A 21,481-nucleotide genomic window follows, 5' to 3' on the forward strand; every position below is an offset into this window, starting at 1 on the left:
CTGGTTATCTGTCGGCGGGTTGGTTTTTCGACGCGGTCGCGCCTGATTCGATCGCCGGCTTGCTGACGCCTCTGGCTCTTGCGAAAGCCCGCTGATTTGCAGTCGTTCGAAGCTCCGCGCAGCCTCTAGCCGGGCGGGCGCGATGAACGATCCGCGCCTTTCTAACCGTCGGCACATGATTCCGCCGAGTGTGCCGATGGCCGCAGCGGCAAGCGTCGACGCTCCCTTTCACCGATTAGCCTCGCACTTTTTGTAGCGTCGGAGCTTGCTTTAGTCCGCTGGCGTCCGACTTTCGGCGAATGCCAACGCTTACATCCGATCGGCGCGGCACATCGCCGGATCAACGCTTCCGCCGCGCGGCGCGTCCGTTCCAACGCCTCTCATCACCCGAATAAACCCCCTTTCCCCGGCCTTATCCGCCGATGGTGGCTCGACGTCCTCCGCAATAATCGCTTTCATCAAGAAGCGGCTTCGCGCCGCGTGCATGGCGATTAACGCAGTCGAACCGGAGTCGAAGCGCGGTGGCAGAAGAAAGCGATCTCGAAAAAACCGAATCAGCCACTCCCAGGCGCCTTGAAAAGGCGCGGGAGGAAGGCCAGGTTGCGCGCTCGCGGGAACTCGCATCGTTCGCGCTCCTCGCGGCGGGATTTTTCGGGGTATGGGGTTTGTCGGGTCCGATCTACGGTCATCTGCAAGGCATTCTGCGCGGCGCGTTCACCTTCAATCACGAGAACGTGCTCGATACTCACCAGATGATGATCGGCGCCGCCAACGCCAGCAAGGAAGGCATGCTCGCCATGCTGCCGGTGCTCGCGCTCACCGCCGCCGCCGCGCTCGCCGCACCCATGGCGCTCGGCGGCTGGCTCATCACCACGAAGCCGCTTGCCCCGAACTTCGGCCGGCTCAATCCGATCAGCGGCCTCGGCAAGATGTTCTCGTCGAACGGTCCGATCCAGCTCGGCATGTCGATGCTGAAAACCGTGGTCGTCGGCGGCATGGCGGGCTCGGCCATGTGGAGCCGCAAGGCCGAAGTGCTCGGTCTTTTGACCAAGCCGCTCGACCTCGCGCTCGCCGACGCCATGCATCTGCTGTTCGTGTGCTGCGGCATGGCCATCGGCGGCCTCTTTCTCGTCGCCGCCGTCGATGTGCCGTATCAGCTTTATTCGCACGCAAAGAAGCTGCGCATGAGCAAGGAAGAAGTGAAGCGCGAACACAAGGAAAGCGAAGGCGACCCGCACGTGAAGGGCCGCATCCGTGCGCAACAACGCGCCGCCGCCCGGCGCCGCATGATGCAGGCAATTCCGACCGCCGATGTCATCGTCACCAACCCGACGCACTTCGCCGTCGCGCTCAAATACGCCGATGGCGAAATGCGCGCGCCGAAGGTCGTCGCCAAGGGTGTGGATCTGGTGGCCGCGCGTATCCGCGAATTGGGCCGCGAGCATAACGTGCCGCTGCTCGAAGCGCCGCCGCTTGCGCGTGCGCTCTATCACAACGTGGAAATCAACCGCGAGATTCCGGGCGCGCTGTACGGCGCTGTCGCGCAGGTGCTGGCGTGGGTTTATCAGCTGCGCCGGTATCGCGAAGACGGCGGCGCCAAGCCGGACGATCCGTCCGATCTCGAAGTACCGAAAGAACTCGACAAGGGCAGCGTCTCCGACGCCGATGCCGAACAAGAAGCCGCCGACGTACTCGGCGCCGATGACACCTCGAATGGAGCCGCAGCATGAACGCGCGCGCTGGATTTTTCGCCAAACGGCCCGACGCGCTCGGCACGCAGAATTTGCGCGCGCTCGCCGGTCCGATCCTGATCTGCATGATCCTCGGCATGATGATCTTGCCGTTGCCGGCGTTCCTGCTGGATTTGCTGTTCACCTTCAACATCGCGCTCTCGGTGATGGTGCTGCTCGTCAGCATGTACACACAGAAGCCGCTCGACTTCGCGGCCTTCCCCGCCGTGCTGCTGTTCTCGACGCTGCTGCGCCTGTCGCTGAACGTGGCGTCCACGCGGATCGTGCTGCTCGAAGGTCATACCGGCCCGGACGCTGCCGGTCAGGTGATCGAATCGTTCGGCCACTTTCTCGTTGGCGGCAATTTCGCCGTGGGTATCGTCGTCTTCGTGATTCTGATGATCATCAACTTCATGGTGATCACGAAGGGCGCGGGACGTATCGCGGAAGTCGGCGCGCGCTTCACACTCGACGCGATGCCCGGCAAGCAAATGGCCATCGACGCCGACCTGAACGCCGGCCTCATCAACGAAGAAACCGCGAAGAAGCGCCGCACGGCGGTGGCGCAAGAAGCCGAGTTCTACGGTTCGATGGACGGTGCGAGCAAGTTCGTGCGCGGCGACGCGATCGCGGGCTTGCTGATCATGGTGATCAACATCGTGGGCGGGCTGATCGTCGGCATGCTTCAGCACGACATGGACTTCGGCCACGCGGCGACGAACTACACGCTCCTGACCATCGGCGATGGCCTCGTCGCGCAGATTCCTTCGCTCATCATTTCGACGGCGGCGGGCGTGATCGTGTCGCGCGTCGCGACCGAGGAAGACATCGGTACGCAGTTGACCGGCCAGTTGTTCCAGAACCCGCGCGTGTTGATGATCACGGGCGTGATCATCGGCGTGATGGGGTTGATTCCGGGCATGCCGCACTTTGCGTTCATGCTGCTCGGTGGCGGCTTGATCTACGCCGCGCGTTCGATGAACAAGCGCGCCGAAGCGAAGAAGAAAGCCGGCAACGTTACGGACATCACGCCGGTCGCGGCCGCGCCGGTGGAGAATGCCGAAGCGAGCTGGGATGATGTCGCGCTGATCGATCCGCTCGGCCTCGAAGTGGGCTACCGGCTGATTCCGCTCGTCGATCGCAATACGGATGGAGAATTGCTCAAGCGTATCAAGGGCATTCGCAAGAAGTTCGCGCAGGAAATCGGGTTTTTGCCGCCTGTCATTCATATTCGCGACAACCTGGAATTGCGGCCGAATGGGTATCGCATTGCGCTGAAGGGCGTGGAAGTGGGCGTTGGCGAAGTGTTTCCGGGACAGTGGCTCGCGATCAATCCGGGGCAGGTGTCGGTGACTTTGCCGGGCCCGCAGACGCAGGACCCGGCGTTCGGCTTGCCGGCAGTGTGGATCGACACGAATATGCGCGAACAGGCGCAGGTTTATGGCTACACGGTCGTCGACGCCAGCACGGTGGTCGCGACGCATTTGAATCATCTCGTCGTGACGCACGCGGCGGAATTGCTTGGGCGTCAGGAAGTGCAGGCGTTGCTGGATCGTATTGGCAAGGACACGCCGTCGCTCACCGAGGATCTCGTGCCGAAGACCATTTCGCTCACGCTGTTGCAGAAGGTGCTGCAGAATTTGCTCGACGAAAGCGTGCCGATTCGCGACATGCGCACCATTCTCGACGCGGTGCAGGAGCACGCGCCGCGACTCGCCGATCCGTACGAGCTTACGGCCGCGGTGCGCCTTGCGCTCGGCCGCGCGATTTCGCAGCAGTGGTTTCCGGGCACCGACGACCTTCAGGTGATGGGCCTCGATCCGATGCTGGAGCGTGTGTTGTCGCAGGCGCTTTCGACGGGCGCGAACCCTGGACTGGAGCCGGGGCTTGCGCAGACGCTGATGAACTCGACGCAGAACGCGATGCTGCGTCAGCAGAACTTGGGCTTGCCGCCGGTGCTGCTCGTGCAGCATTCGCTACGCGCGATGCTTGCGCGGTTCCTGCGCCGAAGTCTGCCGCAGTTGAAGGTGCTTTCTTATGCGGAAGTACCGGATACGCGGAATGTGAAAGTGGTTAATTTGATTGGGGCTTGAGGTGCGGGCCTTGATTCGATAATCAATTAAGCGTGGCGCTGATCAGACTTCGAAGATTGCGCGCATCGAACACAACGGTTTTCCACGTGTAGTAATTCGCGCGTTCGAACTGAATCTTGCCGACCGCTTGTTGCGACTCCGCAATTGCCAAGACCGCGCCCGGCATCTTTTGGGCGCGGTACTGCAAATGAATGATCTCCCCTTCTAGAAGACGCTTCGCGCTCGTCGCGGCAATCACGATGGAAGGCGTGGGCGTATCGATGACATGGTCGGCGATCAAGCCACCGGATATCGGCAACTCAACGTCCGACACATGCGCGAGGCCCAAATCGCTTGCAATCTCGTCAATCGCGCATTTCAAGCGGACCGTGAACTCATTGCTTCCCTGGCGTTCGGCGCGAGACGTAGCTACGCCATAAAGCTGTTGCGCTGCCTCCGCGACGCGGAACACATAGGGCGCAAGAAGACGTTCGTCGATTGTCGTAGCTCGGATTACTTCGTCATCGCAGAGGCGCGCCGGACTGTCTTGAGCAAACGCTTCCGACCAGCGCTCGACGGCGCCCGACTCGACATCGCCACCCGCCATACTTGCGTGAAAGCAGGCTTCTCCGTTTTCATCGATAACAAAACCGTCGTCGCGAGAACGAATACGCACCACCACGCGATCGCCTGTTCCCGGATATTCGAGCGGCGTAATGACGCGATACACGCCGTTCGAGTCAGCGTGAACTTCGAATAGCGCGCAGATTGTTTGTTTAAGTGTGTCTGCTAGCACAATAAGTCGCCCTGGCCGTCTTGCTCGTTTGAGATCGTGATGCCCGTCGCCTTGCAGAACAACACGATCAAAGCGCCACGATCATTTTCCGCACGTGGATCGAAACGTTTCGACGACTTAAGGTTAAGCTCCGGCGCGCCCGGCAGCAAGCGGTTCCGATAATCGCTTGTCGTCCGACACGGCACCTTGCAGTGCAAACCCTTATGGCTTGGATGGTAGTGAAACTCGAGCAAGGGATAGAGATCGCCCTTCGGCAGCGAGCAAAGCAGATGCGCGTAGAACGCGCGGTCTTCGAGTTGTTCTCCGTCGCGCCAAACGAACAATACGAAGTGGTCGTCCGACACGCGAATGAGTTCGGTGGCGTGAACGCGCGGCCTCGCCATCCGATTAAATGGCTTCGGCCACTTGTTCTTGACCATTTGCTTGAACTTTGGCGAGCCGGTCAGCGTTTTGCGCACTTGCTTATGCGCAGCAAGATCCTGTGGAAGCAAGGCGGTCTCTCAAGTATTTGAACCGACCGCGTCGCACCGAAGGAGCAGTCGATAGATTCGTTTTAGTTCTATCGATGCTAACCGCCTTGCGTGATGGAAACTGCTTCGTCCACCGAATTTTTCAATCGCCCTGACAATTTCTGCTTGGAGCCTCAACACTCCACGATATTCACCGCCAACCCACCCCGCGAAGTCTCCTTATACTTCGTCTTCATATCCGCCCCTGTCTCGCGCATGGTTTTAATGACCGAATCCAGCGATACATAATGCGATCCATCGCCGCGCATCGCCATGCGCGCCGCGTTGACGGCCTTCACCGACCCCATCGCGTTACGTTCGATGCACGGAATCTGCACCATGCCGCCCACCGGGTCGCACGTGAGCCCAAGGTTGTGCTCCATGCCGATTTCCGCCGCGTTCTCCACCTGCGCGGGCGTGCCGCCCATCACCGCCGCAAGTCCCCCGGCGGCCATCGAGCAGGCAACGCCCACTTCGCCCTGACATCCCACTTCCGCGCCCGAAATCGACGCGTTCATCTTGTAGAGGATGCCAATGGCCGCCGCCGTCAGCAGAAAATCGATCACGCCCTGCGCATTCGATCCCGGCAAAAACCGATCGTAGTAATGCAGTACCGCCGGAATGATGCCCGCCGCGCCGTTGGTCGGCGCCGTCACCACGCGGCCGCCAACCGCGTTCTCTTCATTCACGGCGATGGCATAGAGGTTGATCCAGTCCATCATCGATAGCGGATCGCGCAGCGCCTGCTCGGGTTTGCCGGCGAGCGCGCGATACAACACCGGCGCACGCCGCTTCACCTGGAACGGACCCGGCAGATGCCCATCCGCATCCGGATTGCCGATGCCGCAGCCGCGCGCGACGCAATCCTGCATCACGTCCCAGATTCGTAACAAGCCCGCGCGAATCTCGTCCTCGCTACGCCACACCCGCTCGTTTTCCCACATCAGTTGCGCGATGGACTTGCCCGAATCGGCGCACATCTTCATCAACTCATCGCCCGTCTTGAAGGCGTAGGGCAAGTGTTCGATGGCCGTAAGCACCGCCGTGTTCGCCGCGCCCGCCGTCACCACGAAGCCGCCGCCCACCGACAGATACGTCGCCTCGCGCAACGGCTCGCCCCTCGCATCGAATGCGTGCAGCTTCATGCCGTTCGGATGCTCCGGCAACGCCTGCCGATAGAACGCAATGTTCTCCTTCAGCGTGAACGGAATCTTGTGCGTGCCGAGCAGCGCGAGCGTCCTGGACGTGCGTACGGTTTCAAGGCGCGGCGCGATGGTGCCCGCATCGACCGTGTCGGGGGCATCGCCCATCAAGCCGAGCATGACGCCGCGGTCCGTGCCGTGGCCTTTACCCGTCGCACCGAGCGATCCGTACAGCTCGCATTTCACCGATGCCACCGCGTCCAGCAGCCCATCGCGTTCGAGCCCTTGCGCGAACATCAGCGCGGCGCGCATCGGGCCCACGGTATGTGAGCTCGAAGGTCCGATGCCGATCTTGAAGAGGTCGAATACGCTGACTGCCATGAATGCTCCTTGCTTGAGCTGCTTGAGACGGGATCATCGCGCCGGCAACGGCAGACACACCGCGAGCCACGCAGGCGGCGTCGGCGCGAGCCGCAACGCCACCGGCGCATAACGGCCGTCGAGACGCGCCGCGAGATGAAAGAGTTCCGCCGAGTTTTTCGGGTCCCACTGACCCGAGAATCCCGGCAATCCGGCCTCGCGACGCTTGGCATCGAAAGGCACGGTCGAATGCACGAATTCGTCATGCGTGCGGGTGCCGAGCGCATACGGGGTAAGCCAGTTGAGCGCTTGCGCGAGCGTTGCGCCCGACTGCGCGCGCTCCGGCAGCCAGTTGCGGTTATGCCGTCGCGCGGCCAGCGCCGCCGTCACGAGCGGCTGAAGATCGTAGGTGACGTAGCGCAAGGCATCGCGTTCGGCGAAATCGACGGTCGACCCATCCGGCGCGATGTTGTCGCCGATATGCTCGACGAACAGCCGCTGCGCCGCGTTGATGAGCTTGCGGTCGTCGATGGTGAATGCGCCCATCGCCACCAGCTTCACGCGATGACTCTGCCAGTTGTTCCGATACGTGCCCGTGAGCGGGCGCTTCTGCTTGTCCATGTCGGCGACGTAGCCCGTCACCATCTTCGTGATGAACGCGTTCGCCGTGTTGCGCGTCTTCACCGGCAACGCGCTCGCGGTCAGATCGTAGGCGAGGATCAGCGACTCGAAGTTGGTCTCGTCGATCGGATTGAAACTCGGCTGATACGTTGTCGTCCACGCGAACAGAAAGCGGTCGACGAGACGCAGATAACGCTCGTCGCCGGTCGCGCGCCAGGCGAGCGCGGCATCGCGCATCAAGCCGAGATCCTTTTCGGCTTCGATGCTCTCGTCGCGTATGCCTTCGTGCGGCAGCGTGCCTTCGGTATGCAGTTTCGCGAGCGGCTTCGGCTGGTCGTTGACGTGCGATTGCACCATCTGCACGAGCGCCTTCACGCCGGGATCGGCATTGGTGCGCTCGCTCGTCTGCATGGCGGGCGCGGCGCAGAAATTCATCGCCGCATGCGCGGACGGCGCGGCGCAAGCCAACGCCCACAGCATGAATCGCGCGGCATGGAAGCGCTTCGTCTCGTTCACCTCTCGCACCCTTGTCGCCATATGAACTCCCTGTTTTGGCTTTTGGTCCGGGGTGAGATGTTAGCCCTTCTGACTCGCGCTGCAAAACCGCCCGACAATGCTTGACGTTTCCGGGCGGTTCCGCGGTTTTGATCGATTACTCGTCCGTGTACTCCGAGATCGGCACGCACGAGCACATCAGATTGCGGTCGCCATACGCGTTATCCGCGCGGCCAACCGGCGACCAATACTTGCGCGTCACGAGCGACTTCAGCGGATACGCCGCCGCTTCACGCGTGTACTTGTGGTCCCACGCATCCGACGTAACGACCGCCGCCGTGTGCGGCGCGTTCTTCAGCACGTTGTCTTCGCGATCCGCGCTGCCTTCTTCCACCGCGCGAATCTCGTTGCGAATGGCGATCATCGCGTCGATGAAGCGATCCAGCTCTTCCTTCGACTCCGATTCGGTCGGTTCCACCATCAGCGTGCCGGGCACCGGAAAGCTCATCGTCGGCGCGTGGAAGCCGTAGTCGATCAGACGCTTGGCCACGTCTTCCACCGAGATGCCGCTCGATTCCTTGATCGGCCGGACATCGAGAATGCATTCGTGCGCGACGAGCCCGCCCGGCCCGCTATACAGCACCGGATAATGCGGCGCGAGGCGCTTCGCGACGTAGTTAGCCGCGAGAATCGCGCTTGCCGTCGCGGCGGTGAGACCTTCCGCGCCCATCATCGCGATATACATCCACGAGATCGGCAAGATCGCGGCCGAGCCGTAAGGCGCCGACGATACCGCGCCGATGCCCGCGTCATCGCGCTTGTAACCGGTCGAAGCCTGATTCGGCAGAAACTTGGCCAGATGCGCGCCAACCGCTACCGGACCCACGCCCGGTCCGCCGCCGCCGTGCGGAATGCAGAACGTCTTGTGCAAGTTCAGATGCGAGACATCGCCGCCGAACTGGCCGGGCGCGGTGAGGCCGACCATCGCATTCATGTTCGCGCCATCGACATACACCTGGCCGCCGTGCGCGTGCACGATCTCGCAGATTTCGCGGACGTTGCGCTCGAACACGCCATGCGTCGACGGATACGTGATCATGATCGCCGCGAGATTCGCCGAATGCTTTTCGGCCTTCGCCTTCAGGTCTTCGATATCGACGTTGCCGTTCGTATCGCATGCAACGACGACGACCTGCATGCCCGCCATCTGCGCCGAAGCCGGATTCGTGCCGTGCGCGGACGCCGGAATCAGACACACGTTGCGATGCCCTTCGCCGCGCGACTCGTGATACGCGTGAATGATGAGCAAGCCGGCGTATTCGCCCTGCGAACCGGCGTTCGGCTGCAACGACACCGCCGCATAGCCGGTGCACGCGACGAGCATCTGTTCGAGCTGATCGATCATCGTGCGATAGCCGACCGTCTGTTCCGCCGGCGCGAATGGATGAATCTGCGCGAACTCGGGCCACGTCACCGGCAGCATTTCGGAGGTCGCGTTGAGCTTCATCGTGCAGGAGCCGAGCGGGATCATCGTGCGGTCGAGCGCGAGGTCCTTGTCCGCGAGACTGCGCAGATAGCGCAGCATTTCGTGCTCGGAATGATGGCGATTGAAAACCGGATGCGTGAGGTATTCGCTCGTGCGCTTGAGATCTGCGGGCAATGAATCGGCAAGCGATGCATCGAGCGCGTCGATATCGAACGTTTCGTTCTTGCCCGCGACTTCGGCGAACAGCGCGAAGAGCTTCGTGAGATCGTCGCGCGTCGTGGTTTCATCGAGCGACACACCGACGCGATTCGCGCTCACATGACGCAGATTCACATGCGCGGCGTAAGCGGCCTGATGCAGCGCGTTGGTGCTCGCGCCGCTTTCGATGGTCACGGTATCGAAGAACGTGTCGTTGGTCAGCGCGTAGCCGAGCTTTCGCACGCCCGCCGCGAACACCGACGCGACGCGATTCACGCGCAGCGCAATGGTCTTGAGACCCTGCGGGCCGTGATAGACCGCGTACATGCTCGCCATGATCGCGAGCAGCGCCTGCGCCGTGCAGACATTCGACGTCGCCTTTTCGCGGCGGATATGCTGTTCGCGCGTTTGCAGCGCGAGACGCAGCGCGGAATTGCCTTGCGCGTCGATAGTCACGCCGACGAGACGGCCCGGCATCTGACGCTTGAATTCGTCGCGCACGGCCATGTACGCCGCGTGCGGACCGCCGAAGCCGACCGGCACGCCGAAACGCTGCGTATTGCCGATAGCCACGTCCGCGCCCCATTCGCCCGGCGGCGTGATGAGCGTGAGCGCCAGCAAGTCGGCTGCGGCGATCACGTAACCGCCCGCCGCATGCACCGCTTCGGCGAGCGCGCGGTAGTCGCGAACGTCGCCATACGCGCCGGGATATTGCAGCAGCACGCCGAATGCGTTCGCGCTCGCGGCATCCGCGGCCGGTCCCACGTGCACGTCGATGCCCGCCGGCTTAGCGCGTGTCTTCACCACTTCGATGGTCTGCGGCAGCACGTCGTCGGCCACATAGAACAGGTTCGATTTCGGCTTGCCGACGCGTTGCAGAAGCGTCATGGCTTCGGCGGCGGCGGTGGCTTCGTCGAGCAGCGACGCGTTCGAGATGGCAAGGCCCGTGAGATCCATCACCATCTGCTGAAAGTTCAGAAGCGCTTCCAGACGCCCTTGCGAAATCTCGGGCTGATACGGCGTATAAGCCGTGTACCACGCCGGATTTTCCAGCACGTTGCGCAGGATCACGCCCGGCGTGTGCGTGCCGTAATAACCCTGGCCGATATACGTGCGAAACACGAGATTCTCGTTCGCCAGCTTGCGCAGCGACGCGAGCGCTTCCGCTTCGCTTTTCGGCTGCGTGAACGCGCCGAGCGGCAGCGTTTCCTGACGGCGGATCGATTCCGGAATCACCGCGTCGATGAACGCCGCGCGCGATGCGAACCCGAGCGCGTCGAGCATGGCGCGCTGGTCGGCATCGTCGGGACCGATGTGCCGTGCCGCGAATGCGTCATGGCATTCGAGCGCGGCGAGGGACAGGGAGGTGCGGTTCATCAGGTGATCCGGATGTTCGAGCTTCATGTGAATTCCTGCAAAGCGGCCGGTTGGAAACGCAACCGCTTTCGTCATTGAGATGAGTTATTCGCCGATCGACTTGCCGTAGCCTTCGGCGTCGAGCAGCTTGTCGAGACTGGCGTCGGCGGCCGGCTTGATCTTGAAGAGCCAGCTTTCGTACGGTGCGCCATTCACCGAATCCGGCGACGAAGTCAACGCGTCGTTCGCCGCGACGACTTCGCCCGACACCGGCGCGTAAATATCGGATGCCGCTTTCACGGATTCGATCACCGCGATGGCGTCGCCCGCCGCGACTGCCTTGCCCGCCGCGGGCAGTTCGACGAACACGATGTCGCCCAGCGCTTCCTGCGCGTGATCGGTAATGCCGATGGTCAGTGTGCCGTCGGATTCGGCGCGGACCCATTCATGCGATTCGGTATATTTCAGATCGGCCGGGATGCTCATTGGATGCTCCTTGCGTAATTCGTTCGTGGGGTTCGTGATCGGATGGCGCGCGCCACGTTCGTCCGCTGTCGGGCCTCAAAGGCTCACGAGCGTCTTGCCGTTGCGCACGAACGGAAGTTTTACCACGCGCGCGGCAACTTGCTTGTCGCGGATGAGCACTTGCACCGTATCGCCGATCGCCACTTGCGTCGGGACGCGAGCGAACGCAATCGACTCCTGCATCGACGGCGAAAACGTGCCGCTCGTGATCTCGCCTTCGCCGTGCGCCGTGACGACCTTCTGATGCGCGCGCAGCACGCCAGCCGCACGCCCGTTCTCCTTGATGAGCACGAGCCCGACGAAGTTCGACTGCGAGCCGTTCGCTTCGAGCGCGGCGCGGCCGACGAAATCGCGCGGGGTTTTCAGGTCGACAGTCCAGGCGAGGCCGGCATCGAGCGGCGACACGGTTTCATCCATGTCCTGGCCGTAGAGATTCATGCCGGCTTCGAGACGCAAGGTGTCGCGTGCGCCGAGGCCTGCGGGCTTCACGCCGGCTTCACGGAGCGCGTTCCACAGCGCTTCCACGTGTGTGGCGGAAACCACGATCTCGAAGCCGTCCTCGCCCGTGTAGCCAGTGCGCGCAAGCATCAGTTCGCCGAAGGGCGTGGTTGCGAACTTCGCCGCATTGAAGGGTTTGAGCGATTCGGTTTCGGCGCGCGTCTGCGGCAGCACTTGCCAGACCTTTTCGCGTGCATTCGGACCTTGCACCGCGATGATGCCGAAATCGCCGCGCGGGCGGATCGACAGATCGAAACCACCTTCCGCGTTCAGTTGCTGGAACCACGCGATGTCTTTATCCGCCGTGCTCGCGTTCACGACCACGCGGAAACTCGTTTCGGAGAAGTAGTAGACGATCAGATCGTCGATGACGCCGCCGTCGGTCTTGAGCAGGCACGAATACAGTGCGCGACCGGGCGTCGTCAGCTTGTCGACGTTATTGGCGATGGCGTGCAGAAAGAAGGGCCGAACGGCGTCGCCTTCGAAATCGACGACGCGCATGTGCGATACGTCGAACATGCCCGCGTCGGTTCGGACGGCGTGATGTTCGTCGATTTGCGAACCGTAGTTGACGGGCATGTCCCAGCCGCCGAAATCGACCATGCGCGCGTTGAGCGCGAGGTGGGCGGCATGCAAGGGCGTGTGTTGAAGAGCGGTCATCGGGGCCTCGGTTCGCGAAACAAAAAAGGCCACGCAGCGCGCAGATATCTGCCTTCGCCGCGGACTATGCCTTTGCTCGCTGACTTTCAGCAGCGCAAAGCGCATACCGGCTGGCGGTTGCGATGCGTGACCCCTCTGTCCTCGGTACCTGAGAGATTGCGCGGATCAAAAAAATCCGTCGCGCGCCCCTTCGGTGGGCTGCTGACATCGTTCGATGCCGCTGCCGCTCTCCAGAGTGCGAAAAAATTGCCCGAAAGGGCGATTTCTTCGACGCGGCCGGTCCTTTTGCCTGAGAGTTTGTGGGTGTGCCCCTTCGGCGGCGCGGCTCGCTTGTCGATTTTGGAATCGACAGAAGCCACGCGCTCTCCCGACGCGTGCGGCCGAATTTACGCGACCGAATTAGGCTTGTCAAACGGATTCGGACGGGGCTGAGTGTGCGGTGGAGCGGGTTGTGGCTGGCGACGATGCCTCGCCATGCGTCGGCCTCAGAACGTCGTTGACAGGGTCGAGTTGATTTGCCCCTGAAATGTATCGGTTTTCGGCAAGAACGCCAGACAGTTCGCGACGAGGTCGGTGGCGTCGTGCTGACTAAACGGCTTCGTGAGATGGTAATCCGCGTGCGTACGCACTTTTTTTAGGTCGATGAGCACGTAGGCCAGCGCGCGGCCTTTGTTCCCTACGGTCATGAGCCGATTTGTCAGCCGTTCATGTTGACCGGCAACCTCGCGCGTTGACGGCAAGCAGGCGTCCGCCACGGCAAGCGTTTTGTGATAAGCGGCGTAATAAGCTCGCGACGCGCCGGATCGCCATTCGCATTCGCTATTGCCTGCCGACAACTGCTGCGCCAGATGCAGAAGATCGGAAACCTCGATGCTCATTGCACCACCTCCATTAGCGCACTGCGGGAGGCAAGCGCACTAAGCGAACCAACAGGGCGACAGACGAAGGTAATCACCTCTGGGTACGCGTTATCGAAGGTCGTGGTCAATGCCCCGGCAATCGCAAAGTTGACGTTTCCACACTGGCTTGCAGTTTCGTCGACATAAAGCTCGTATCTCGTTGTGTCGTCGTAAATCATCAACCTGCTGCCGCGAATCATGCAGCCTTGCGAGCGGATTGCTTCGACCGCCGTTTCCAACAAAGCAAGCCGTTGCTCGGCATCGACGCCGCAACGAAGAAAGATCTGTGCCGTCGCTTCGATGTCGCGCGGTAGCTCCGCATCGCCTTCGGCAACGGTTGCATTGAGATCATGAGCAAGCATGATTGCCGCCGCCTCTTCGGCATGCAGCGCCGTGACGAATACACGAGCTGCCTTGATCCGGCTTGTCGGGTCGCTACGCTGCGTATCGGCGAGCAAGCGCGCGTAGTTCACCGCCATGCGCGGCTCTCCGAGACGCACATTAGCGACGCCACATTGGTCAGAATGGTGACGTCATGCCTCGCCAATGCCTGCGCGGCTTCGGAGCAACGAACGCATTCGTCGCGATCACCACGGAGGAACGCGGTGAATGCGAGTACGAGCCAACATATCTCAGGACGTTCGCGGCCCTTGCTCAAGAACGCAAGCGCTTCTCGCTCGATGCGCCTTACCTGGAATTCGTTGCTCTGCGCCGTGATCACCATATCGATCAGATCGCATAGCCACTCTGTTGCAACAGCTTTCGGGACATTCAAGGGAACGCACTCCGGATATTCGTTTGCGGTCGATTCGAAATACTACCGCCTCGATCGCGCCAGGCGTTTGTCTCTTTAATGTGAATTAAATGCCCCTGCTGGAAGGCACGGAATTATTGCCGCAATCGTTCGAGTGAGCGCAAAGGCCGCTTCGTCAATGTCGAACAAACTCCACCCGCCGCCCTTCCTTTTCACTCTGAATGGCCAGCTCGATGATCGCCATCACATCCACCGCATCCTGCGGCTTAACGGGGAACGGTTTGCCGTCCAACACGGCCCCCGCCAACGCCCGATAAAGCTCCACATACGCTCCGTCGCGGGTGGCGAAAGCCTGACGCAGATCGTGATCGCCATCGACTTCGCGCAGCAAGCCCGGCGGGTTCTTGCCGAATTCCGAATGCCCCGGCCGCATGCCGGAGCGCAGTTGATCTTCCTGCACATCGAGCCCGCTCTTCACATAGCTGCCGCGCGTGCCGTGAATCGTGAAACGCGGCGGATCGAGCGCCGCGAGCGCGCTTGCATGCAGAACGACTTCCTTATCCGCATAGCCGAGCACGAGATGCACGTAATCCGGCGCATGCGCGTGGTCGCGATGCGCCTTCACGAACGCCGTCACCGTCGCGGGCGCGCCGAACAACGTGAGCGCCTGATCGATCAGATGCGGCCCGAGATCGAACAGCAAGCCGCCGCCGCGCGATGCTTCCTCACGCCAGCGCTGCGGCACTTTCGGACGAAAGCGGTCGAAATGCGATTCGTAATGCGTGATGCGTCCAAGCCGCCCGCTTTCGATCAACGCGCGCACGGTCATGAAATCGCCATCCCAACGGCGATTGTGGAACGGCGCGAACAGAAGCCCGCGCGATGCGGCGAGATCGGCGAGCGTGCGGGCATCGCGCGAGGAAAGCGTCACGGGTTTGTCGACGACCACATGCTTGCCCGCCGACAACGCGCGATGCGCGAGGTCGAAGTGCGTGTCGTTGGGTGTGGCGATGACGATGCAATCGAGCGCGTCGATGGCGAGGAGCGCATCGAAATCGGCGACGATCCGTGCATCGGGATAATCGGCCTCGGCGCGCTCGGCCTGGCTCGTCGCGATGGCCGTCACCTCCGCGCGGCCGCAGTGTTCGATGACCGGCGCGTGAAACGTCGCGCCCGCCAGACCATAGCCCATCACGCCGACTTTCAGTTTTGAACTCATGCTTGGCGTCCTTTGAATCGGTAATCCGGCTGGATATTGTGGCATGTCAGTCGGACGCGGCGCGCTCGGTGCGTCGTTCACGGCGGCGTCACGATCATCCGCCAATTGACGGACTATGGTCCCGTTTAGCGACAAGACGCAATCGCGAGCGCCACCCATCGTCCGAACGAACGAGGGCCAAAACCCGTCGCGTTCTATCGTGTTAACATCGCGCTCTCGCGGATTTTTTGCGGTCGCACGCGCGTCGCTGCGATGCGCGCAGTCCATCAGGCACCGGCGCCGCCGCGAGCCTCAACTCAAAGTCCAAAACGATGTCCGCAGGTCTGAACGCCGCGCAAAGCGAAGCCGTGCGCTATCTCGACGGTCCCTGTCTCGTGCTCGCCGGTGCGGGCAGCGGCAAGACGCGCGTGATCACGCAGAAGATCGCGCATCTGATCGAAGGACGCGGCTTCGAGCCTAGGCACATTGCCGCCCTCACCTTCACCAACAAGGCCGCGCTCGAAATGCGCGAGCGCACCGCGAAGCTGCTCGAAGGCAAAACGCTCACGACGCCCGGCAAGGAAGGCCGCAAGGTGCCCGTGAATCAGTTGACCATCTGCACGTTTCACTCGCTCGGCGTGCAGATCATGCGTCAGGAAGCGGAACATGTCGGCCTTAAACCGCAGTTCTCCATCATGGATTCGGACGATTGCTTCGGCATGGTTCAGGAGCAGCTCGGCACGACCGACAAGGGCTTGATCCGCAAGGTGCAGTCGATCATCTCGCTGTGGAAGAACGCGATGGTCTCGCCCGATCAGGCGTCCGTGCTCGCGAATAACGAAGACGAGCATCAGGCGGCGATTGTTTATCGGAGCTACGCGGCGACCTTGCATGCGTATCAGGCGCTGGATTTCGACGATCTCATCCTGCGTCCCGCGCAACTGTTCGCCGAAAACGAGCAGGTTCGCGACAAGTGGCAGAACCGTCTGCGATATCTCTTGATCGACGAGTATCAGGACACCAACGCCTGTCAGTACGAGTTGTTGAAGCTGCTGGCTGGTCCGCGCGCCGCCTTCACCGCCGTGGGCGACGACGATCAGGCCATTTACGGCTGGCGTGGCGCCACGCTGGAAAACCTCGGACAGTTGAGCAAGGACTTCCCGAAACTGCATGTGGTGAAGCTGGAGCAGAACTATCGCTCGACGGTGCGGATTCTGACAGCGGCGAACAATGTGATCGCCAACAATCCCAAACTGTTCGAGAAGAAGCTCTGGTCCGAGCACGGCATGGGCGACAGCATCACCGTGACCGGTTGCAATGACGAAGAGCACGAAGCGGAGTCCGTCGTGTTCCGGCTGTCGGCGCACAAGTTCGAACGGCGCGCGGCGTTTCGCGACTACGCCATTCTGTATCGCGGCAACTTTCAGGCGCGCATCTTCGAACAGGTTTTGCGGCGTGAGCGCATTCCGTATGTGCTGTCGGGCGGGCAGTCGTTTTTCGACCGCGCCGAGATCAAGGACATCATCGCGTATTTGCGGCTGATCGCGAATCCCGACGACGATCCCGCGTTCATCCGCGCGATCACGACGCCGCGTCGCGGTGTCGGCAACACGACGCTCGAAGCGCTCGGCGCGTTCGCCGGCGCGGCGAAGGTGTCGCTCTTCGAGGCGGTATTCATGGGCGGGATCGAAGCGCGCTTGTCGGCGCGGCAAGTGGAACCGCTGCGCACGTTTTGCGAGTGGATTCGCAGGCTGTCGGACCGCGCCGCGCGCGATCCGGCGAGCACCGTGCTCGACGACATGATGGAAGCGATCCACTACGAAGCGTATCTCTACGATGCCTACGACGAACGGCAGGCGCAATCGAAGTGGCAGAACGTGCTCGAATTCTGCGAGTGGCTCAAGCGCAAGGGCACGAAGCCGGAGCCATCGGCCGAAGCGGAACAGACCGGGTTCGATACGGCCGACGGTCTTTCGGATGACGGCAAGAATCTGCTCGGCCTGATTCAAACCGTCGCGCTGATGTCCATGCTCGAAGGCCGCGATGAAGATCCGGACGCGGTGCGGCTATCGACGGTGCATGCTTCGAAGGGGCTCGAATATCCGCACGTGTTTCTGGTGGGCGTGGAGGAAGGCATCATGCCGCATCGCGGCAGTTCGGACGATGACGCGCCAGTGGATTCCGCGCGTATCGAGGAAGAACGGCGGCTCATGTATGTGGCGATCACGCGGGCGCAGCGCAGCCTGCATCTGAACTGGTGCAAGAAGCGCAAGCGCGCGCGGGAAACGGTGGTGTGCGAGCCATCGCGCTTCATCCCCGAGATGCTGCTCGACGATGCACCGCCGCCGACGGCCGAAGAAGCGCCGTTGTCGCCGAAGGATCGGATGGCGATGCTGAAGGCGATGTTGCAGAAGGGGTGACGACCGCCGCGCGCTTGGCAGTCTTGAAGCGCGTCGAGCGTATGCACGAGATTTTTCTGCTCTATAAAGCTGCAGACGCGGTCCCGGTGGCTACGGTCGAACGACAAGCCGGCTAACTCCCCGCTCGGCGAATATCGCGTTATAAAAGCAAAGCCCCGCGACGCTCACACGCACGCAGGGCTTTTACCGCCGCCATTCACTTCGAAGCATTCACCATGTAATCGACGGCGGCTTTCACGTCCGCATCGGATGCATTCGATCCGCCTTTCGCCGGCATCGCGCCCTTGCCGTGCAGCGCGTAGTTGTAGACGGTGTCCATCGGATCTTTCAAGCGCGGCGCCCATGCTTCCTTGTCGCCGAACTTCGGTGCGTTGAGCACGCCGGCCGCGTGGCACGCCTGACAAACCTGCTCATAGAGCGCCTTGCCGGCTTGCGATGCATCGGCGCTTTGCGCGCCCGCTGCCGGAGCAGCCGCCTGCGGCACCGATGCCAGCGCGGCGACTGCCGCCGCAGCCTGAGCGTTCTCCGTCGAACTCGCGCCAGCCGCCGCGCCGGATGCTCCGGCTGCGGGAGCCGCGGCGCCCGCCGTTGCGCCAGAAGCGGGTTGAGCCGGTTCGGGGAACTTGGCGCCGCCGTCGTTGGCCATGTAGACGACTGCGCGAGCGATTTCGAAGTCGCTATAGTCGTCGGGGCTCGTGCCGCCGCGCGCGGGCATGGCGCCCTTGCCGTTGAGCGCGTTATGCAGAAGCGTGTCGTAGCCTTCGCTGATGCGCGGGGCCCAGGCGCTGGCATCGCCGAACTTGGGCGCGCCTGCGGTTCCTGCCGCGTGACAAGCCGAGCACACGGCCTTGAAGACTTGTTCGCCGGTCTTGTAGACGCGTGGCGCGTTGGCATCGCGGATATCGACTTGAGCGGCCGGTGCGATACGTTCCTTGACCGAAGCTTCGAGGTCGGTGCCGGCGCCGGTGCGAGTCGAGTTATTCACATAGACCGCGAGCAGGATGATGATGGCGACCGGTATGCCAAACCCCGCGATCACCGCCGCGATGAGTTGGCCGGGTGTTTTTATTGGGGCTCCGTGGGGTGCTTCGCTCATGCTTGTCTCGTCTCCCGTTTTTTCTAGGTGAGTCGGTTCAGTGACAGCGTGTGGCTACCGCGATTGCCCTCCTTCTGTATGAGGGCACGGTCGATTATAGACGGAACGTTTAACGCAGGGCGTGGGCCGCCTGCTTTGGTTTCACGCGCGTTTACCCGAACCGGCGCGGGTTCCGAGCTTCCACGAAAGGCGCTCGCGCGGGCCGCGCGATGGACGGATTCATCGAAAACAGGTATTCTCTCGGATTCGCATGGGTCTTGCAGACGCTTCTCTAGCGTCCCCCGCAGCCAAGATCCTCGTCAACGCGCCCGTAGCTCAATGGATAGAGTACTGCCCTCCGAAGGCAGGGGTTGCTGGTTCGATCCCAGCCGGGCGCACCACGTAGTTCTCGGCAATGCCGTTCAGATCAACTCGACGCCCGCTTCCGTGACCACCTTCCAGTCGAATTCATCATGCCCGCAAATCTGCTCCATCGCGCTCGAGAATTCGCCCACCGTGGCTTGAAGATAACGCAGGTTGTCGCTCCACTCCGGCACCTCGCCCTCCTGCGTCGTCAGCACCACGGTCATATGATTCCTGAGCGGACCTCGCGCATGATGTCGCAAGCTGTCCTGCACCTTCCGCGCATCGCCTTCCGGGTCGAGAATCAACACGGCTGGAATCCGCTCCGGTCCACTTGCCGACGCTCCACCGAGCTTGAGCCCCAGGCCCCGCAAATACACTTCGTGATATTGCGCCAGTTGCGACTGCACTGAACCGCTCTTGTAGACGATGGCTTGCGCCGTACGTGCAAGGCTACGGCGCTGCGCCGGGTTGGTGATCAAATTCGCGATCGCAGTGACCCAGGCGTCGGCCGATACCGAATCCACACGCACGCCCGAACAGGCATCGCGCACCAGGTCGCTGTATGCGGGATGCTCGCTGCCGAGCGTCGCCACGCCTGCCGCCGCGTATTCGAGCCATTCCGTCCGCGCTTCGCCATTGTCGACTTCCGACGCGGCACGCGGCATGAGGCCGATATCGAGTTCGAGTTGCCGGAAGACCTTCGCGTGCTCCTCGTAGGTTTCGGCTACGCCAACCAGGGTGACATCCGGCTGTCCCATCCAGTCCGGCGGAGGCGGCGCGCCGACGAACACGAATTGCACGTCGCCAGCGAAGCGCGCGCGAAGCGCCATGAGCGCCGGTTCGATGACGGCGAAATTGCACGGCTTCGTCGCCGAACCCATGATGCCGATGCGTACCTTGTCCTCGTTCATTCGGACCGGACTGTAGAAGCGGTCGAAGTCCACGCCCGTCGGCAACACGTGAATGTTGCCATTCCACGGACGCATCGCCTCCGCTAGCGCCGGCGTCGTGACGATCAGCGCGTTCGCACGGCGCATGACGTACTCGACCTTCTCGCCCGCGCGCCGGCTCAAGAAGTGCAGCGGATGGGTCTCGGGAAGGTCGTGATACGGCTCGTTGGTCTCGTAGATCACCGGCTTGCCGAGCCCGAAGATCGCTTCGAGTTGCTCGGGCGTGGCGGCCATCGGAAAGCGCCGCTGCATCAAAACGATGTCGGCCGACGCAATCTTCTCCTCGGTGTTCTGGATCGGCCAAATCAGTTCCCAATGGTCGGCCAGGAGTTCGAACGGCTTCTTGACGCGCGATGTCGACCAGCGGTGCGCGACCGGCTCGGTCGTCAGTGCCGCGATCCGCCGTTTCGGGGTCTTCGGCACGTTCGACGAAGCAACCCGCAGTTCGGCCGGGCGCCGAAGCGCTTTTCGCGCCGCATCCTGAGTCTTCTCCAGAAACACGGGCAGGTCCGCCCGGAACACGTTGCCGAGCGCCACCAGGGTCGGATATATCGTGTCCACGGTCGCCAGGGCGCGCGCGTAGCCATTCTTCTCGTTCGCCATGGCCGCCCCGTTGACGCCGAAGGCGAACTGATCCGGCACGGCCTTCAATCCGCCCTCGGGCAGGTAGATGACAGGGCAGCCGCACGCCATGGCCTCGTTACAGACAGACGACTGCTCGTAGGAGTAAAGCACCCGGCCGCCTTGCAGCTTCTTCGCGAGTTCGGGAAGCGTCACGGGGTTCGCCATCGACAGTAGTTCGGTGCCGGGCGGGAAAAGCGAAAAGTCGATCTTGTCGAGCGGATGCCGGTAATGGAAGACGAACGTCCGGTCCTTCTTGACCGTGGGATCGGGCTTGAACAGCTCCGTATCGATGACGGGCAGGAACAGAAAATCGACGTCCTTCTTGTTCGCGCTACCGAGGAAGTTCTCCGAAAAATAGAAGACCAGATCGTCCTTGCCCTCGTTGAGCGGCTTTCCCGACAGGAACCCGATGTGGTTGAGGATATAGCGTACGCATACATCGGCATTCATCGGGTTGCCCGACACGATCTCCGGATAGACGACGATCGGCATGCGGCCCTCCAACCTGTGTCGGGCCTGCACCTCGAATGTGGCAAGCGGCGTGTCGAACCGTGGGTTGACGACATCGGTCGCGGAGATATAGGCGTCGTATCCCTCGCGATTGAGCAGGTGACAGAGCGTGTGCATCACGACAATCCCGGCCGATGACTCCCGGTAAGCCGGCGCATAGATGTAGTACGGATGCCCCTTGCGTGAAGCTCTGGTGCTGACGATGTTCATGTGGCACTACCCTGCGGTCTGGTTGCT

17 protein-coding genes, 1 tRNA gene and 2 riboswitches are annotated in these 21,481 nt (G+C 62.1%); of the genes, 7 read left to right on the forward strand and 11 right to left on the reverse strand.

Annotation, left to right across the window (positions count from 1 at the left end; genetic code table 11):
* Positions 1–521 precede the first annotated feature (521 nt).
* Together flhB and flhA are read left to right on the forward strand one after the other, a co-directional pair.
* Positions 522–1,730: a flagellar biosynthesis protein FlhB gene (flhB, locus tag P9250_RS18000; RefSeq protein ID WP_244826564.1), complete on the forward strand. Its 1,209-nt coding sequence runs from the start codon at positions 522–524 to the stop codon at positions 1,728–1,730.
* Positions 1,727–3,823, forward strand: a complete 2,097-nt coding sequence (gene flhA / locus P9250_RS18005; RefSeq protein ID WP_244826565.1) for a flagellar biosynthesis protein FlhA — start codon at positions 1,727–1,729, stop codon at positions 3,821–3,823. The genes flhB and flhA overlap by 4 nt, the downstream gene beginning before the upstream one ends.
* 22 nt (positions 3,824–3,845) lie before the next feature.
* On the opposite strand, the gene P9250_RS18010 is transcribed toward flhA, so the two are convergent.
* Positions 3,846–4,103 (reverse strand): hypothetical protein, encoded by a 258-nt coding sequence (locus tag P9250_RS18010; protein WP_250526384.1) that lies wholly within the window; start codon positions 4,101–4,103, stop codon positions 3,846–3,848.
* Here P9250_RS18010 and P9250_RS18015 point away from each other — a divergent pair.
* Entirely contained in the window at positions 4,089–4,562 is a 474-nt protein-coding gene (locus P9250_RS18015; RefSeq protein WP_310394411.1) for a hypothetical protein, read from the forward strand. The genes P9250_RS18010 and P9250_RS18015 overlap by 15 nt on opposite strands.
* Before the next feature lie 254 nt (positions 4,563–4,816).
* Positions 4,817–5,110 carry a hypothetical protein gene (locus P9250_RS18020; protein ID WP_310394413.1) on the forward strand — a complete coding sequence of 98 codons (294 nt, stop codon included), beginning with the start codon at positions 4,817–4,819 and terminating at the stop codon, positions 5,108–5,110.
* Positions 5,111–5,241: 131 nt separating this feature from the next.
* On the opposite strand, the gene P9250_RS18025 is transcribed toward P9250_RS18020, so the two are convergent.
* The 7 genes from P9250_RS18025 to P9250_RS18055 all read right to left on the reverse strand — a co-directional run bounded on the left by P9250_RS18025 (position 5,242) and on the right by P9250_RS18055 (position 13,826).
* Positions 5,242–6,630, reverse strand: a complete 1,389-nt coding sequence (locus tag P9250_RS18025; protein ID WP_310394415.1) for an L-serine ammonia-lyase — start codon at positions 6,628–6,630, stop codon at positions 5,242–5,244.
* A 33-nt stretch (positions 6,631–6,663) separates the two neighbouring features.
* Positions 6,664–7,710 carry an alginate lyase family protein gene (locus tag P9250_RS18030; RefSeq protein WP_310396783.1) on the reverse strand — a complete coding sequence of 349 codons (1,047 nt, stop codon included), beginning with the start codon at positions 7,708–7,710 and terminating at the stop codon, positions 6,664–6,666.
* A gap of 172 nt (positions 7,711–7,882) precedes the next feature.
* Positions 7,883–10,813 carry an aminomethyl-transferring glycine dehydrogenase gene (gene gcvP, locus P9250_RS18035; RefSeq protein WP_310394416.1) on the reverse strand — a complete coding sequence of 977 codons (2,931 nt, stop codon included), beginning with the start codon at positions 10,811–10,813 and terminating at the stop codon, positions 7,883–7,885.
* A gap of 57 nt (positions 10,814–10,870) precedes the next feature.
* Complete coding sequence (gcvH, locus tag P9250_RS18040; RefSeq protein WP_244826571.1) at positions 10,871–11,251, reverse strand: glycine cleavage system protein GcvH; 381 nt, start codon at positions 11,249–11,251, stop codon at positions 10,871–10,873.
* Between the two features lie 75 nt (positions 11,252–11,326).
* Positions 11,327–12,448 carry a glycine cleavage system aminomethyltransferase GcvT gene (gene gcvT / locus P9250_RS18045; protein WP_309844854.1) on the reverse strand — a complete coding sequence of 374 codons (1,122 nt, stop codon included), beginning with the start codon at positions 12,446–12,448 and terminating at the stop codon, positions 11,327–11,329.
* 125 nt (positions 12,449–12,573) lie between these two features.
* Positions 12,574–12,692: riboswitch (glycine riboswitch) on the reverse strand.
* Positions 12,693–12,714: 22 nt separating this feature from the next.
* Positions 12,715–12,828: riboswitch (glycine riboswitch) on the reverse strand.
* Positions 12,829–12,933: 105 nt separating this feature from the next.
* Positions 12,934–13,326 carry a hypothetical protein gene (locus P9250_RS18050; RefSeq protein WP_310394419.1) on the reverse strand — a complete coding sequence of 131 codons (393 nt, stop codon included), beginning with the start codon at positions 13,324–13,326 and terminating at the stop codon, positions 12,934–12,936.
* Positions 13,323–13,826, reverse strand: a complete 504-nt coding sequence (locus P9250_RS18055; protein WP_310394421.1) for a hypothetical protein — start codon at positions 13,824–13,826, stop codon at positions 13,323–13,325. Before P9250_RS18055 ends, P9250_RS18050 begins: the two co-directional genes overlap by 4 nt.
* A gap of 56 nt (positions 13,827–13,882) precedes the next feature.
* Between P9250_RS18055 and P9250_RS18060 the strand changes: the two genes are divergently transcribed.
* Positions 13,883–14,089 carry a hypothetical protein gene (locus tag P9250_RS18060; RefSeq protein WP_310394423.1) on the forward strand — a complete coding sequence of 69 codons (207 nt, stop codon included), beginning with the start codon at positions 13,883–13,885 and terminating at the stop codon, positions 14,087–14,089.
* A 187-nt stretch (positions 14,090–14,276) separates the two neighbouring features.
* Here P9250_RS18060 and P9250_RS18065 read toward each other — a convergent pair whose 3' ends face one another.
* Complete coding sequence (locus P9250_RS18065) at positions 14,277–15,320, reverse strand: oxidoreductase (RefSeq protein WP_310394424.1); 1,044 nt, start codon at positions 15,318–15,320, stop codon at positions 14,277–14,279.
* A 311-nt stretch (positions 15,321–15,631) separates the two neighbouring features.
* Here P9250_RS18065 and P9250_RS18070 point away from each other — a divergent pair, with 311 nt between their 5' ends.
* On the forward strand, positions 15,632–17,719 hold the full coding sequence (locus P9250_RS18070) for a UvrD-helicase domain-containing protein (protein WP_244826576.1): 2,088 nt from the start codon (positions 15,632–15,634) through the stop codon (positions 17,717–17,719).
* 196 nt (positions 17,720–17,915) lie between these two features.
* On the opposite strand, the gene P9250_RS18075 is transcribed toward P9250_RS18070, so the two are convergent.
* Positions 17,916–18,815, reverse strand: a complete 900-nt coding sequence (locus P9250_RS18075) for a cytochrome c5 family protein (RefSeq protein ID WP_244826577.1) — start codon at positions 18,813–18,815, stop codon at positions 17,916–17,918.
* 304 nt (positions 18,816–19,119) lie between these two features.
* Between P9250_RS18075 and P9250_RS18080 the strand changes: the two genes are divergently transcribed.
* Positions 19,120–19,195, forward strand: a tRNA-Arg gene (locus P9250_RS18080).
* Positions 19,196–19,216: 21 nt separating this feature from the next.
* On the opposite strand, the gene P9250_RS18085 is transcribed toward P9250_RS18080, so the two are convergent.
* Positions 19,217–21,454: a glycosyltransferase gene (locus P9250_RS18085; RefSeq protein WP_310394426.1), complete on the reverse strand. Its 2,238-nt coding sequence runs from the start codon at positions 21,452–21,454 to the stop codon at positions 19,217–19,219.
* Positions 21,455–21,481 lie beyond the last annotated feature (27 nt).

It is taken from the genome of Caballeronia sp. LP006 (assembly GCF_031450995.1).
GTDB lineage: Bacteria > Pseudomonadota > Gammaproteobacteria > Burkholderiales > Burkholderiaceae > Caballeronia.